Raw genomic sequence first — 15720 nt, forward strand, 5'->3', positions numbered from 1 at the left:
GCGAGGCGGCTTTCAGCGAGATTTTTATGGGGTTATCCCCTTTATTGTCAGCACTCCGGGCGTAGTCCCAGGGGTGTTCTCCAGCTATTTAGTATTGGGAAGCCACAATGATTGGCATAAAAAGCATCGCCAGTTACGTGCCGGCAGACGGGATCGATAACTACGCCCAGGGTGCCAAATTCGCCAAGGATGAAGAGTTCATCATTGGCAAGATCGGTTCGGCGTTCCTGCCGCGCAAGGAAGCCGCGCAGGAAACCTCCGATCTGTGTGTCGAGGCGGTCAACGCTTTGTTTGCCAATAACCCGGATCTGAAGCGCGAGTCCATCGACGCGCTGATCGTCGTCACCCAGAACGGCGATGAAGAAGGGCTGCCGCACACGGCTGCCATCGTCCAGGACAAACTCGGCCTGCCGACCCACGTGGCAGCCTTTGATATCTCCCTGGGCTGCTCCGGCTACGTCTACGGCATCTACGCGATGAAAGGCTTCATGGAAGCCGCCGGCCTGAAAAACGGCCTGCTGATCACCGCCGACCCGTATTCGAAGATCGTCGACCCGGAAGACCGCAACACCACCATGCTGTTCGGCGATGCCGCCACCGCCACCTGGATGGGCGAAGACGCACCGTGGTTGCTGGGCAAGTCGAAGTTCGGCACCGACGGTTCCGGTGCACCGCACCTGAAGGTCAGTGACGGCGTGTTCTTCATGAACGGTCGTCAGGTGTTCAACTTCGCTTTGCTCAAGGTGCCGGCTCACCTGCATGAGTTGCTCAATGAGTCGGACCTGAAGGCTGATGAGATTGATGCCTTCTGCATTCACCAGGGCAGTGCAGCCATTGTCGACGCTGTGGCGCGTCGTTTTGAAGATGCACCGGTGGACAAGTTCATCAAGGACATGGTCGAGACCGGCAACACCGTGTCGTCGAGTATTCCATTGCTGCTGGAAAAGCACGTGATGGACGCCACCTGGAAACGCGTGGCCATCAGCGGTTTTGGTGTGGGCCTGTCGTGGGGTTCGGCGATTCTCTATCGCCCTTGATGCCTTGATAGCTTCAACAAAAAAACGCCGAGGGTCGAACGATCCTCGGCGTTTTTTATTTGGCGCCAGAAAACCCAATGAAATCGGCGTTTCGGGCCTGCGTAAACCCTTGAATTGCAAAGGGTGGCACGGCGCCAGTAAAAAAATTCAAAAAAATCCTCAAGCAACCGGCTACCACGACGATAACTATTACGTAGGTTCTCAGGCCACACCCGGCGGTTGCCAGGGCCGGAAGCCGCAGTATCCATCCAACGAGGATTTCGTCATGGCTTTAACAGTAAACACCAACATTGCTTCCATCACTACCCAGAACGGCCTTGGCAAAGCGGCCAACTCGCTGCAAACCTCCATGCAGCGTCTGTCCACTGGTCTGAGCATCAACAGCGCTAAAGACAACGCTTCGGGCCTGCAGATCTCCAACCGCCTGACCAGCCAGATCAACGGCCTGGGCCAAGCTGTAAAGAACGCCAACGATGGCATCTCCATCGCGCAAACCGCTGAAGGCGCAATGCAGGCTTCGACCGACATTCTGCAAAAAATGCGTACCCTGGCTCTGTCCTCGGCCACCGGCTCCCTGAGCGACGCTGACCGTACTTCCAACCAGGAAGAATACCAGGCGCTGACTTCGGAACTGACCCGTATCTCGCAGACCACTACTTTCGGTGGCCAGAAACTGCTGGACGGTTCGTACGGCACCAAAGCTATCCAGGTTGGCGCTAACGCTAACGAAACCATCAACCTGTCCCTGGACAACGTTGCTGCTAACAACATTGGTTCGCAGCAAATCAAGAGCGTGGGCGTTGCACCTAGCGCTTCGGGTGTTGCTGGCGGCGTGATCGGTATCACCGGTAACGGCCAGACCAACAGCGTAACCGTAGCTGCCGGCAGCTCGGCCAAAACCATTGCCAGCCAACTGAACGGCGCTGTAGGTGGCCTGAGCGCTTCCGCTAGCACTGAAGCTCAGTTTGTAGTCGGCGCTGCTGCCAAGACTGCACCGGCTACTTTCTCGATGACCGTTGGTGGCCAAACCACCACCTTCACCGGCGTGACCGACACCGCCAGCCTGGCCGACCAACTGAAGTCCAACGCTGCCAAACTGGGTATTAGCGTTAACTTCGACGAAGCCAAGCAAAGCCTGTCGGTTAAATCCGACTCCGGTGAAAACCTTGAGTTCAGCGCTGCAACCGCCGCTGGTTCGATCACTGTTGCGACCAAAGACGGCAGCGGTAGCTACGGTAGCGCCGTGGCCATCGCCAACGGCTTGAAAGCCACTGGCGCGGTGAACCTGGATTCTTCCAAAGGCTACGCTCTGAACGGCGCTGGTGTAACTGGTCTGTTCGCTGCTACTGGCACCGCCGCTGCTTCGGCCAAGACTTCTGTTGCTCAAACCGACGTGACCAGTGCCTTCAACGCACAGTCCGCCATCGCTGTAATCGACAAAGCCATTGGCGGCATCGACAGCGTACGTTCGGGCCTGGGTGCTGTTCAGAACCGTCTGACCACAACTGTAGACAACCTGACCAACATTCAGAAGAACTCCACCGCTGCACGTTCGACTGTACAAGACACAGACTTCGCTGCTGAAACAGCCGAGCTGACCAAGCAACAAACCCTGCAGTCGGCGGCTACCGCGATCCTGTCGCAAGCCAACCAACTGCCATCCGCTGTACTGAAGCTGCTTCAGTAATAACGGCGCTTGGTAACTGACGGAAGGGCGCGTTTACGTGCCCTTTCGTCTTTTCGGTTTTAGAGGAGATTGGACATGGATATGAGTGTAAAGCTAGCCTCGTCTTATCCACCGGTTGCACCTCAAAGCGCACCCGTCCCGGCAGTTGCGGACAAAGACAAAACCAGGGTCGAGGCGATTGTGCCGACCACCGGTGAGCCTGAGCGGGCTGACCTTGAAAAAGCAGTCACTGATATTCGAGAATTCGTACAAGCGGCCCAGCGCAAACTGGACTTTTCCATAGATGATTCCACCCATCGGGTTGTGGTCAAGGTTATCGCCACTGAAAGTGGTGAGGTGATTCGCCAGATCCCGTCGGAAACTGCCTTGAAGTTGGCACAGAGCCTGGCGACTGCCAGTCACGTGTTGTTCGACGAAAAGGTCTGAGCTGGCATGAAACTTGTTGCGCTGACGGATTGAAGTGTTGTTCGTCAAGAAAGCGGCAACAATCGAATTAGGAGAAAGACGATGGCGAGTACCACGGTTAACGGTGTTGGTTCGGGTATCGACATTCAGGGCATTGTGAAGTCGCTGGTGGACGCTGATCGTGCGCCCAAGCAGACCCAGATCAACACCCAGTCACAGAAAGCAACTACTCAGCTGTCGTCGATCGGCAAAATTCAGTCGGCTTTGGATGCGTTCCGGGGCGCAATCAAAAGCATGACTGATGACAATAGTTTCAGTGGCTTGACGGGTACGTCATCGAACGAGAAGGTCGCCACCATGACGACGGGGAAGGGGGCAGCCAACGGCAGCTTCAACCTAGTGGTCAACCAATTGGCCCAGCCTTCCAAGTTGTCGACCACAACGCTGACGGGGGGCGCCTCTACGGTGGTCAACAAGGGGGATACGGCCACGACATTATCCATCTCCCAGTCGGGCAAGAAGTTCGACGTGAGTGTTCCGCCAGGTGCAACCTTGCAGCAGGTGCGTGACTCGATTAACTCGCAGTTTGGCACCTCCGGCCTGAGTGCCAACATCGTGACCGATGCCAGTGGTTCGCGCATGGTATTGACCTCTACCACCGGCGGTGTGGGATCGGATCTTACCCTTTCGGGCAACTCGGGTATCGATACCGGTTACAAAGTGATCGATGAGCCCAAGAATGCCGAGTACACGATTGATGGTGTTGCCTATACGGCCAAGACCAACAACATTACGGATGCGGTCAGTGGCGTCAGTATCAAGCTGCTTTCGGTATCTCCGCCAGTCAGCAGTACCGACCCCACCAAGGCGGTCACGACTATTTCTGTCTCTACCAGTACCGCCGCGCTTAAATCCGGGGTCAAGGGTTTCGTCGATAGCTACAATGCCCTGCTCAAGGCGATGAATGCTGAAACCAAGGTGACGAAGGATGCTGCGGGTAACTCCGTGTCGGCTACTCTGACTGGTGATGCGAACATGCGCTCTTTGCAGAGCGCCCTGCGTTCCGAGTTCAATGCCTTGTCGGGGAACGGCCAGTTCAAATCCTTGGCACAATTTGGTATCGGCACCGATTCCAATACCGGTCTGTTGACCATGGATGACAAGGCCTTTGACAAGGCCGCCTTGACCAACGCAGCTGACATCAACAGTATGCTGGGCGGCAAGGACGGCTTGTTGGCCCGCATGACAGCTGCGACAGACGGCTATGCAAAGCCGACCACTGGAGTCTTCGCGACGCGCTCAAGTGCACTCTCCGACAGCCTCAAGAAGCTGACCAAGGATCAGTCGGACCTGGACGCTCACGTCCAGGACCTGACCGACAGCCTGACTCGCAAGTACGCGGCCATGGACTCCCTGGTCGCCCAGCTGCGCCAGCAGAGCAACAACATCATGGGTACTCTCAACGCGCTGAACAACCAGAAAAACAGTTGATCGCGCGCCCATGAAAAAGCCCAGGTCCATCGGCCTGGGCTTTTTTCTTAGAAAGACCATCGGGTTAAAGTTTTTTGCGGCCCAGTCGACACAATGGTTACTGAAATCCTTTTCGCTGTTACCTGTCACGAGGTAGAACCATGAATCCCATGAGAGCCCTTCGCCAATACCAGAAGGTCAATTCCCATGCCCAGATCTCCGAAGCCAGCCCGCATCGCCTGGTGCAAATGCTGATGGAGGGCGGGCTCGACCGCATGGCACAGGCCAAAGGCGCATTGGCTCGTGGGGACATCGCACAAAAGGGCCTGATGCTCGGTAAGGCCATTGATATCATCATTGGGCTGCGTGATGGCCTGGATGCGGAGAAGAGCGAAGATCCGGCTTACGTCCAGCAATTGGAAAGTCTGTACGCGTACATGACCAACCGTTTGATGGAAGCCAATCTGCACAACGATGCCAGCATGATCGACGAAGTCGCTCGGTTGCTGATTACTGTGAAAGAAGGCTGGGATGCCATCGCACTACCACAAGGTGCCGCACAATAAGGCCATCGGCCTTGAGGAATACATCATGAGCCACGCACTGCAACGCATAGACGAAACCCGCGAAGCCCTGATCGGCGCGCTGGCGGAACGGAACTGGGACGCCATCGGCGAACTCGACCTGGGCTGTCGCAACGTGATCGAGGAAGTGCTCAGCGAAGCGCCAGTGAACGAGGACGTGCTGCGAGAGAAGTTGGAAAGCTTGCTAGTGGTGTATCAGCAGTTGCTTGAGGTGACGACCGGCGAGCGCCAGGCGATTTTTGAAGAGATGTCGCTGATCAACCGAGCTAAAAACGCGTCAAAGGTTTACCATCTGTTCGGCTGAATGGGCTCAGTTGGTCCGAACGGTGCGTCATATATTTGACTGTGCCAGCATTTTTGACTTAACTAGTGCTGTTTTCAGATTTCAGACGTCTAGTAAGGTACAAAGTCTTACAGGCGCCTCGATTGCCCTCACTTCGGGGCATGAAGTTTTACTAGGGAAGTTGCTATTGCATGTGGCGTGAAACCAAAATTCTGCTGATTGATGACGATAGCGTCCGCCGCCGCGATTTAGCGGTGATTTTGAATTTTCTCGGCGAAGAAAATTTGCCCTGCGGCAGCCATGACTGGCAGCAGGCGGTCAGCTCATTGTCATCGAGCCGTGAAGTCATTTGTGTGCTGATCGGGACGGTAAACGCTCCTGGCGCTGTTTTGGGCTTGTTAAAGACACTGTCAACCTGGGATGAGTTCCTTCCCGTGTTGCTAATCGGCGATATTTCTTCCGTCGAACTGCCCGAAGACCAGCGCCGCCGGGTGCTTTCCACCCTGGAAATGCCCCCCAGCTACAGCAAATTGCTCGATTCCCTGCACCGTGCCCAGGTCTATCGCGAGATGTACGACCAGGCCCGCGAGCGCGGCCGCCACCGCGAACCCAACCTGTTCCGCAGCCTGGTCGGCACCAGCCGTGCCATCCAGCACGTGCGCCAGATGATGCAGCAAGTGGCTGATACCGACGCCAGCGTGCTGATCCTCGGCGAGTCCGGCACCGGCAAGGAAGTGGTTGCGCGCAATCTGCACTATCACTCCAAGCGCCGCGACGGGCCGTTCGTGCCGGTCAACTGCGGGGCGATCCCGGCGGAGCTGCTCGAAAGCGAATTGTTCGGTCACGAGAAGGGCGCCTTTACCGGGGCGATCACCAGCCGTGCCGGGCGTTTTGAGTTGGCCAACGGCGGTACGCTGTTCCTCGACGAAATCGGCGACATGCCGCTGCCGATGCAGGTCAAGCTGCTGCGTGTGTTGCAGGAGCGTACCTTCGAGCGCGTGGGCAGCAACAAGACCCAGAGCGTCGATGTGCGCATCATCGCGGCGACCCACAAGAACCTTGAAAGCATGATCGAGGTCGGCAGCTTCCGCGAAGACCTGTACTACCGCCTCAACGTGTTCCCGATCGAAATGGCTCCGTTGCGTGAGCGCGTGGAAGACATTCCGCTGCTGATGAACGAACTGATCTCGCGCATGGAGCACGAAAAGCGCGGTTCGATCCGTTTCAACTCCGCCGCGATCATGTCCCTGTGCCGCCACGGCTGGCCGGGCAACGTGCGCGAGCTGGCCAACCTGGTGGAGCGCATGGCGATCATGCACCCCTACGGCGTGATCGGCGTGGTCGAGTTGCCGAAGAAATTCCGCTACGTCGACGACGAAGACGAGCAACTGGTCGACAGCCTGCGCACTGACATGGAAGAGCGGGTGGCCATCAACGGCCATACCCCGGACTTCGGTTCCACCGCCATGCTGCCGCCGGAAGGCCTGGACTTGAAGGACTACCTCGGCAACCTCGAACAGGGCCTGATCCAACAGGCTTTGGACGACGCCAACGGTATCGTCGCCCGTGCCGCCGAGCGCCTGCGTATCCGTCGAACCACCTTGGTGGAGAAGATGCGCAAGTACGGCATGAGCCGCAAAGAAGGTGACGAACAGGCGGATGATTGACGCCTGTTTTTCAACTAACTGAAAAATAAGGTTATTTTTTTCGGCACGGGTATTGCTACAGCCCTCGCAACGTTCCGTTTAACTGACGGTCAGCCAAGCGAGAGAGCATGATGCCCCACGCCGCCCAACATTCTTCCAGCTCTGCCATCGCGGGGCTCGTTCCGTCTGTAGAACAGCATAGCCGCCAGGGCCTGGAACAGGCCTTTTCGCAGTTCAGTCAGATGTCCAGCCAATTGACCGACTCTTACAGCTTGCTCGAAGCCCGGGTGTCCGAGCTTAAAGGCGAGCTGGCCGTGGTCAGTGCCCAGCGCATGGAAGAGTTGGCCGAGAAAGAACGCCTGGCCAATCGTCTGCAAAACCTGCTGTCACTGTTGCCCGGTGGCGTGATTGTCATCGACGAAGAGGGCCGCGTGCGCGAAGCCAACCCGGCCGCCTGCGACATGCTCGGCTTGCCCCTGGAAGGCGAGCTGTGGCGGCATGTCATCACCCGCTGCTTTGCCCCCCGTGAAGACGACGGTCACGAAATTTCCCTTAAGGATGGCCGCCGCCTGTCCATCGCCACCCGTTCCCTGGACGCGGAGCCGGGCCAGTTGGTGCTGCTCAACGACCTGACTGAAACCCGTCACCTGCAAGACCAGTTGGCACGCCATGAGCGATTGTCGTCGTTGGGGCGCATGGTCGCTTCTTTGGCGCATCAGATCCGCACACCGCTGTCGGCGGCCTTGATCTACGCCAGTCATTTGACTGATGAGCAATTGCCCGCCGCCACCCACCAGCGTTTTGCCGGCCGCCTCAAGGAGCGTCTGCATGAGTTGGAGCATCAGGTGCGCGATATGCTGGTGTTTGCCCGTGGCGAATTGCCGCTGACCGACCGCATCACGCCGGCGGGGTTGATGCAGGCCCTGCAAGCGGCGGCTGCACCCCATATCCAAGACGTCCAGGTGCGCTGGCAATGCGACAGCCATCTCGGTGAACTGCTGTGCAACCGCGACACCTTGGTCGGTTCACTGCTCAACCTGATCGAAAACGCCACCCAGGCCAGCGGCCCGGGCGCGCGGCTCAAGGTGCACCTGTACAACCGCGGGCAAAACCTGCGCTTGTGCATCAGCGACAGTGGCAGTGGTATCGAACCTGCCGTGTTGCAGCGTCTGGGCGAACCCTTTTTTACCACCAAGACCAACGGCACCGGCCTGGGCCTGACCGTGGTCAAGGCAGTGGCACGCGCCCATCAGGGAGAATTGCAGCTGCATTCCCGTGTTGGGCGTGGCACCTGTGCATTGATGACCTTGCCGCTGTTTTCCGGCGCGGCAAGCGCGGAGTAGAAAGGTTATGGCTATCAAGGTTCTGTTGGTGGAAGACGATCGCGCCCTGCGTGAAGCATTGGCTGACACGCTGCTGCTGGCGGGCCATGACTACCGGGCGGTCGGTTCTGCCGAGGCTGCCTTGGAGGCGGTGGAGCAGGAGTCCTTCAGCTTGGTGGTCAGCGATGTGAACATGCCCGGCATGGACGGGCACCAGTTGCTCGGCCTGCTGCGTGCGCGCCAGCCGCAATTGCCGGTGTTGCTGATGACCGCCCACGGCGCCGTTGAGCGTGCGGTTGACGCCATGCGCCAGGGGGCGGCGGATTACCTGGTCAAGCCATTCGAGCCGAAAGCGTTGATCGAGCTGGTCGTGCGGCATGCCTTGGGCGTGATCCCGCCCAGTGACGGCGAGGGGCCGATTGCCTTCGAGCCGGCCAGTGCACAATTGCTGGAACTGGCGGCCCGCGTGGCGCGCAGCGATTCCACCGTGTTGATTTCCGGCGAGTCCGGCACCGGCAAGGAAGTGCTGGCGCGCTACATCCATCAGCAATCGACCCGCGCCAAGCAACCCTTTATCGCCATCAACTGCGCGGCGATCCCCGACAACATGCTCGAAGCCACGCTGTTCGGTCACGAAAAAGGCTCCTTCACCGGCGCCATCGCAGCCCAGGCGGGCAAGTTCGAACAAGCTGACGGTGGCACCATCCTGCTCGATGAGATTTCGGAAATGCCCCTGGGCCTGCAAGCCAAGTTGCTGCGGGTGTTGCAGGAGCGTGAAGTGGAACGCGTCGGCGCCCGCAAACCGATCCAGCTGGATATCCGTGTGGTTGCCACCACCAACCGTGACCTGGCGGGCGAAGTGGCGGCGGGGCGCTTCCGTGAAGACCTGTTTTACCGCCTCTCCGTATTCCCCCTGGCCTGGCGGCCCTTGCGCGAGCGCCCGGCGGATATCATTCCGCTGGCCGAGCGTCTGCTGAACAACCACGTCAAAAAAATGAAGCATGCCCAGGCGCGGCTGTCGGCCGAGGCTCAGGCCTGTCTGATCGCATACCCGTGGCCGGGCAATGTGCGGGAATTGGACAACGCCATCCAGCGCGCGCTGATCCTGCAGCAGGGTGGCTTGATCCAGCCCCAGGATTTTTGTTTGGCGATGGGCAGCGGTGCGGCGCCGTTGCCGACTCTGGCGCCCACGCCTGTGGTGGTCGAAGCCGAGACCGCCGGTGCCTTGGGTGACGACCTGCGTCGCCGCGAATTCCAGATGATCATCGACACCCTGCGTTCCGAGCGCGGCCGCCGCAAAGAGGCTGCCGAACGCTTGGGCATCAGCCCGCGCACCCTGCGCTACAAGCTGGCGCAGATGCGCGACGCCGGGATGGATGTGGAAGCGTATCTATTCGCCACATAACCGGTAACAAGGTCGACAAGGTTTGTCGCCTTTTCTTACGAGTTGATACAGAGCTGGCACCCTTGTTGCTACTTCCCTAGTAATTGCGGCGTAGCGTCAAAAAACATGCGGGTTGTCGGAGAGAGAAGTTCATGAGCCAGGGTATTGAGTTCAATCGGTTGATGTTGGATATGCGCGCCATGCAAATGGATGCCATGGCTCAACCGAAATCCGTCGCGCCAGCGCCGGAATTGGGCCAAAGCAGCTTCGCCGATATGCTCGGTCAGGCCATCAACAAAGTCAGTGACACCCAGCAAGCCTCCAGCCAGTTGGCCAATGCCTTTGAAATTGGCAAAAGCGGCGTGGACCTCACCGATGTGATGGTCGCCTCGCAAAAGGCCAGTGTTTCCTTCCAGGCGCTGACCCAGGTGCGTAACAAGCTGGTTCAGGCCTATCAAGACATCATGCAGATGCCGGTTTAAGGACGAGATTTAAGTCATGGCAGAAGCACTCGTGGACAACGCACCCGCCAAGGCAGATGGCAAGCCGCCGCTGTTTGGCCTGTCGTTCCTGGAAAACCTCTCCGAAATGACCATGCTGCGTCAGGTGGGCCTGATGGTCGGCCTGGCCGCCAGCGTGGCGATTGGTTTTGCCGTGGTGCTGTGGTCGCAGCAACCTGATTACCGGCCGCTGTACGGCAGCCTGGCGGGCATGGACTCCAAGCAGATCATGGAAACCCTGGCCGCCGCCGACATCGCCTACACCGTGGAGCCCAACTCCGGGGCCCTGCTGGTCAAGGCCGACGACGTGGCTCGTGCGCGCATGAAGCTTGCCGCCGCCGGCGTGACCCCGTCCGACAGCAATATCGGTTTTGAGATCCTCGACAAGGACCAGGGCCTGGGCACCAGCCAGTTCATGGAAGCCACCCGCTACCGCCGTGGCCTGGAAGGCGAGCTGGCACGCACCATCTCCAGCTTGAACAACGTCAAGGGCGCCCGCGTGCACCTGGCCATCCCGAAAAGCTCGGTGTTTGTACGCGACGAGCGCAAGCCCAGCGCCTCGGTGTTGGTTGAACTGTTTGCTGGCCGCTCCCTGGAGCCTGGCCAGGTCCTGGCGATCGTCAACCTGGTCGCCACCAGCGTGCCCGAGCTGAGCAAATCGCAGATCACCGTGGTGGACCAGAAGGGCAACCTGCTGTCCGACCAGGCGGAAAACTCCGCGCTGACCCAGGCCGGCAAGCAGTTCGACTACAGTCGTCGCGTCGAAAGCATGCTCACCCAGCGTGTGCACAACATCCTGCAGCCGGTGCTGGGCAACGACCGCTACAAGGCCGAAGTGTCGGCCGATGTGGACTTCAGCGCCGTCGAGTCGACCTCCGAGCAATTCAACCCGGACCAGCCTGCCTTGCGCAGTGAGCAGTCCACCAGCGAACAACGCACCGCCGCCAATGGCCCGCCGCAAGGTGTGCCGGGCGCATTGAGCAACCAGCCGCCAGCCCCGGCTTCGGCGCCGCAAACCACCGGTGGCGCTACTGCCAGTGCTGGCGCGATTCAGCCAGGCCAGCCACTGCTGGATGCCAACGGCCAGCAAATCATGGACCCGGCCACTGGCCAGCCGATGCTCGCCCCGTACCCGGCGGACAAACGTAACCAGTCCACCAAGAACTTCGAGCTCGACCGTTCCATCAGCCACACCAAGCAACAACAGGGTCGCGTCAATCGCCTGTCGGTGTCAGTGGTGGTGGATGACCAGGTCAAGGTCAATGCCGCTGACGGCGCCGTCACCCGTGCGCCATGGAGCGCCGACGAATTGGCGCGCTTTACCCGTCTGGTGCAGGACGCTGTGGGTTTTGACGCCAGCCGTGGTGACAGTGTCAGCGTGATTAACATGCCGTTCTCCGCCGTGCGTGGCGAAGTGATCGCTGAACCGGCGTTCTACTCGCAGCCGTGGTTCTGGGACATCGTCAAGCAAGTGCTGGGTGTGTTGTTCATCCTGGTGCTGGTGTTTGGCGTGCTTCGCCCGGTGCTCAACAACATCACCGGCAACGGCAAAAAACAGCTGGCCCTGGCCGGTGGCGACGTCGAGCTGGGCGGCATGGGCGGCCTCGACGGCGAACTGGCCAACGACCGTGTCAGCCTCGGCGGCCCGCAAAGCATCCTGTTGCCAAGCCCGAGCGAAGGCTATGACGCTCAGTTGAACGCAATCAAGAGTCTGGTGGCAGAAGACCCGGGCCGTGTGGCCCAGGTCGTGAAAGAGTGGATCAACGCAGATGAGTGATAATCGAGCCGCTGTTGCCAAGCTCACCAAGGTCGACAAAGCCGCAGTCCTGCTGCTGTCCCTCGGTGAAACCGACGCCGCCCAAGTGCTGCGCCACATGGGGCCCAAAGAGGTTCAACGTGTGGGCGTGGCCATGGCGCAGATGCGCAATGTGCACCGCGAACAAGTCGAGCAAGTGATGAGCGAGTTCGTCGAGATCGTCGGCGACCAGACCAGCCTGGGCGTCGGCTCCGACAGCTACATCCGCAAGATGCTCACCTCGGCCCTGGGCGAAGACAAGGCCAACGGCCTGATCGACCGCATCCTGCTCGGTGGCAACACCAGCGGCCTCGACAGCCTGAAATGGATGGAGCCCCGCGCCGTTGCCGACGTGATCCGCTACGAACACCCGCAGATCCAGGCGATCGTGGTGGCGTACCTGGACCCCGACCAGGCCGGTGAAGTCCTCGGCCACTTCGACCATAAGGTGCGCCTGGACATCATCCTGCGCGTGTCGTCGCTGAACACCGTACAGCCGGCAGCGCTGAAAGAGCTCAACACGATTCTGGAGAAGCAGTTCTCCGGCAACTCGAATGCCTCGCGCACCACCTTGGGCGGTATCAAGCGCGCGGCCGATATCATGAACTTCCTCGACAGCTCGGTCGAAGGCCAGTTGATGGACTCGATCCGCGAGATCGACGACACCCTGTCCGGCCAGATCGAAGACCTCATGTTCGTGTTCAACAACCTCTCCGATGTCGACGACCGTGGCATCCAGGCGTTGCTGCGCGAAGTGTCTTCCGACGTGCTGGTGCTGGCCCTCAAGGGCTCGGACGAAAACGTCAAAGAGAAGATCTTCAAGAACATGTCCAAGCGTGCCTCGGAACTGCTGCGCGACGACCTGGAAGCCAAAGGTCCGGTGCGGGTCAGCGACGTGGAAACCGCGCAGAAAGAAATCCTCACCATTGCCCGCCGTATGGCCGAAGCCGGAGAAATCGTTCTCGGCGGGAAGGGCGGCGAAGAAATGATCTAAGGCGCCTTTCATGTCGAACAAAGATGAGGCGCCCAGCGATCTGATTCGCGCGCGGGACGTCGGTGGGTTCGACATCTGGTCGTTGCCCAGCTTCGATCCACATGTGCCCGAGCCTGAGCCTGAACCGGTTGAAGAGCCGCCGGCGGAAATGGAAGAAGTGCCGCTGGATGAAGTCCAGCCACTGACCCTCGAAGAATTGGAAGCTATCCGCCAGGAGGCCTACAACGAGGGCTTCGCGGCGGGTGAAAAAGATGGTTTTCGCAGCACCACTCTCAAGGTCCGTCAGGAAGCCGAGGAGGCGCTGAGCGCCAAATTGGCCAGCCTGGAGCGCTTGATGGGCGGCCTGTTCGACCCCATCGCCGAGCAGGATTCGCAGATCGAAAAAGCCATGGTCGAGCTGGTGCAGCACATCGCCCGCCAGGTGATCCAGCGCGAGTTGGTGCTGGACTCCAGCCATATCGAAAGCGTGATGCGCGAAGCCCTCAAGCTGCTGCCCCTGGGTGTCGGCAATGTACGGCTGTACATCAATCCCCAGGATTTTGAACAGGTCAAAGCCCTGCGCGAGCGCCATGAAGAAACCTGGCGCATCGTCGAGGACGCGTCGTTGCAGCCCGGTGGTTGTCGAGTCGAAACCGAGCACAGCCGCATCGATGCCACGGTGGAAACCCGCATCAGCCAGATCATGGCCAAGCTGCAGGATCAGGCCCACGAGCAGGTGTTGAACCCTGCCGAGCCAGACCTGAGCGTGGACCTGGACGCCCCCGATGCGCCTTGATCGCACCAGTTTCGCCAAGCGCTTGAGCGGTTACGCCGAAGCCGCAGAGTTGCCTGGCCAGCCGATCCTTGAAGGACGCCTGTTGCGCATGGTCGGCCTGACCCTCGAAGCCGAAGGCCTGCGTGCTGCCATGGGTAGCCGTTGCATGGTGATCAACGACGACAGCTACCACCCGGTGCAGGTCGAAGCCGAAGTCATGGGCTTTTCCGGCAGCAAGATTTTCCTGATGCCCGTGGGCAGCCTGGCGGGCATTGCCCCCGGCGCGCGCGTGGTGCCCTTGGCCGATACCGGCCGCCTGCCGATGGGCATGAGCATGCTCGGCCGCGTGCTTGATGGCGCCGGTCGCGCGCTGGATGGCAAAGGCGGCATGAAGGCCGAAGACTGGGTGCCGATGGATGGCCCCACCATCAATCCGCTCAACCGTAACCCCATCAGCGTGCCGCTGGACGTGGGCATCCGCAGCATCAACGGATTATTGACGGTCGGCCGCGGCCAGCGTCTGGGCCTGTTTGCCGGTACGGGCGTGGGTAAGTCGGTACTGCTGGGCATGATGACGCGCTTTACCGAGGCCGACATCATCGTGGTGGGGCTGATCGGTGAGCGGGGCCGCGAGGTGAAGGAATTCATCGAGCACAGCCTCGGTGAAGAAGGCCTCAAGCGTTCGGTCGTCGTCGCTTCCCCGGCGGACGATGCACCACTGATGCGTTTGCGCGCCGCCATGTACTGCACACGCATCGCCGAATACTTTCGTGACAAGGGCAAGAACGTGCTGTTGCTGATGGATTCGCTCACGCGTTTCGCCCAGGCCCAGCGGGAAATCGCCCTGGCCATCGGTGAACCACCGGCCACCAAGGGGTATCCGCCCTCGGTGTTCGCCAAGCTGCCCAAGCTGGTGGAACGTGCCGGTAATGCCGAGGCGGGCGGGGGCTCGATCACGGCGTTCTATACCGTGCTGTCCGAAGGTGATGACCAGCAAGACCCGATTGCTGACTCGGCGCGGGGTGTGCTCGACGGCCACATTGTGCTGTCGCGGCGTTTGGCCGAAGAGGGGCATTACCCGGCCATCGATATCGAAGCGTCCATCAGCCGGGTGATGCCGGCGGTGGTGACGCCGGAGCATATGATTCGCGCGCAACAATTCAAGCAGTTATGGTCGCGCTACCAACAGAGCCGCGATCTGATCAGCGTCGGCGCCTACGTGGCGGGCGGCGATCGCGACACCGACCTCGCCATCGCCCTGCAACCGCAACTGGTGACCTACTTGCGCCAAGGCCTCAACGACAAGATCAGCATGGGTGAAAGCGAAGCGCACCTGCAGTCGATCTTCGCCCCGGCGCCGGGCGGCTAAGCCATGGCCAACAGCCGCGCCGCACGCCTGGCTCCGGTGGTGGACATGGCCGAAAAGGCCGAGAAAACCGCCGTGCAGCGCCTGGGTTACTTCCAGGGGCAGGTGCGCTTGGCCGAGAGCAAGCTGGGCGACCTGGAGCGCTTTCGGGGCGAATACCAGCAACAGTGGATCGAGCGTGGCGCCAAAGGTGTGTCCGGCCAATGGCTGATGGGCTACCAGGGCTTTCTCAACCAACTGGAAACGGCTGTCGGCCAGCAGCGCCAGAGCCTGGCGTGGCACCAGAACAACCTCGATAAAGCCCGCGAAAGCTGGCAAGCCGCGTTTGCCCGGGTCGAAGGCCTGCGCAAGCTGGTGCAGCGCTATATCGACGAGGCGCGGGCCATCGAAGACAAGCGTGAACAGAAGCTGCTCGACGAACTCTCCCAACGCATGCCGCGCAAAGACGTCTATTGACAGTTGCCCATGGCGCCTTCTCCTGCTAAACCTTGTG

Annotated in this window: 15 protein-coding genes; all 15 read left to right on the plus strand. The window is 59.9% G+C overall.

Features of this window, described 5'->3' with window-relative positions; translation table 11 throughout:
* Positions 1-107 precede the first annotated feature (107 nt).
* The 15 genes from BMZ57_RS01670 to fliJ all read left to right on the plus strand — a co-directional run bounded on the left by BMZ57_RS01670 (position 108) and on the right by fliJ (position 15683).
* Positions 108-1037 (plus strand): ketoacyl-ACP synthase III, encoded by a 930-nt coding sequence (locus BMZ57_RS01670; protein ID WP_010208730.1) that lies wholly within the window; start codon positions 108-110, stop codon positions 1035-1037.
* 265 nt (positions 1038-1302) lie between these two features.
* Positions 1303-2724, plus strand: a complete 1422-nt coding sequence (locus BMZ57_RS01675; RefSeq protein WP_029529076.1) for a flagellin N-terminal helical domain-containing protein — start codon at positions 1303-1305, stop codon at positions 2722-2724.
* 75 nt (positions 2725-2799) lie between these two features.
* Positions 2800-3150: a flagellar protein FlaG gene (locus BMZ57_RS01680; RefSeq protein ID WP_010208733.1), complete on the plus strand. Its 351-nt coding sequence runs from the start codon at positions 2800-2802 to the stop codon at positions 3148-3150.
* Positions 3151-3231: 81 nt separating this feature from the next.
* The gene (gene fliD / locus BMZ57_RS01685) at positions 3232-4620 is read left to right on the plus strand and encodes a flagellar filament capping protein FliD (protein ID WP_010208734.1); all 1389 of its coding nucleotides are present in this window, start codon (positions 3232-3234) and stop codon (positions 4618-4620) included.
* A gap of 140 nt (positions 4621-4760) precedes the next feature.
* Positions 4761-5165, plus strand: coding sequence for a flagellar export chaperone FliS (gene fliS, locus BMZ57_RS01690; protein WP_010208735.1), 405 nt, complete (start codon positions 4761-4763; stop codon positions 5163-5165).
* Between the two features lie 25 nt (positions 5166-5190).
* Positions 5191-5487 (plus strand): flagellar protein FliT, encoded by a 297-nt coding sequence (gene fliT, locus BMZ57_RS01695; protein ID WP_010208736.1) that lies wholly within the window; start codon positions 5191-5193, stop codon positions 5485-5487.
* A 170-nt stretch (positions 5488-5657) separates the two neighbouring features.
* On the plus strand, positions 5658-7133 hold the full coding sequence (locus tag BMZ57_RS01700; protein ID WP_010208737.1) for a sigma-54 dependent transcriptional regulator: 1476 nt from the start codon (positions 5658-5660) through the stop codon (positions 7131-7133).
* Positions 7134-7243: 110 nt separating this feature from the next.
* The gene (locus BMZ57_RS01705; protein WP_047540986.1) at positions 7244-8455 is read left to right on the plus strand and encodes a sensor histidine kinase; all 1212 of its coding nucleotides are present in this window, start codon (positions 7244-7246) and stop codon (positions 8453-8455) included.
* Positions 8456-8462: 7 nt separating this feature from the next.
* Positions 8463-9839, plus strand: coding sequence for a sigma-54-dependent transcriptional regulator (locus BMZ57_RS01710; RefSeq protein WP_021490840.1), 1377 nt, complete (start codon positions 8463-8465; stop codon positions 9837-9839).
* Positions 9840-9970: 131 nt separating this feature from the next.
* The gene (gene fliE / locus BMZ57_RS01715) at positions 9971-10300 is read left to right on the plus strand and encodes a flagellar hook-basal body complex protein FliE (protein ID WP_010208741.1); all 330 of its coding nucleotides are present in this window, start codon (positions 9971-9973) and stop codon (positions 10298-10300) included.
* 16 nt (positions 10301-10316) lie between these two features.
* Entirely contained in the window at positions 10317-12095 is a 1779-nt protein-coding gene (fliF, locus tag BMZ57_RS01720) for a flagellar basal-body MS-ring/collar protein FliF (RefSeq protein WP_069673212.1), read from the plus strand.
* Positions 12088-13107, plus strand: a complete 1020-nt coding sequence (gene fliG / locus BMZ57_RS01725; protein WP_010208743.1) for a flagellar motor switch protein FliG — start codon at positions 12088-12090, stop codon at positions 13105-13107. Before fliF ends, fliG begins: the two co-directional genes overlap by 8 nt.
* Before the next feature lie 10 nt (positions 13108-13117).
* Positions 13118-13882, plus strand: coding sequence for a flagellar assembly protein FliH (gene fliH, locus BMZ57_RS01730; RefSeq protein WP_010208744.1), 765 nt, complete (start codon positions 13118-13120; stop codon positions 13880-13882).
* The gene (fliI, locus tag BMZ57_RS01735; RefSeq protein ID WP_010208746.1) at positions 13872-15230 is read left to right on the plus strand and encodes a flagellar protein export ATPase FliI; all 1359 of its coding nucleotides are present in this window, start codon (positions 13872-13874) and stop codon (positions 15228-15230) included. The genes fliH and fliI overlap by 11 nt, the downstream gene beginning before the upstream one ends.
* Positions 15231-15233: 3 nt before the next feature.
* The gene (gene fliJ / locus BMZ57_RS01740) at positions 15234-15683 is read left to right on the plus strand and encodes a flagellar export protein FliJ (protein WP_010208747.1); all 450 of its coding nucleotides are present in this window, start codon (positions 15234-15236) and stop codon (positions 15681-15683) included.
* The last annotated feature ends 37 nt before the right edge of the window (positions 15684-15720 follow it).

The organism is Pseudomonas simiae (assembly GCF_900111895.1).
In the GTDB taxonomy this organism is placed as follows: Bacteria; Pseudomonadota; Gammaproteobacteria; order Pseudomonadales; family Pseudomonadaceae; genus Aquipseudomonas; species Aquipseudomonas simiae.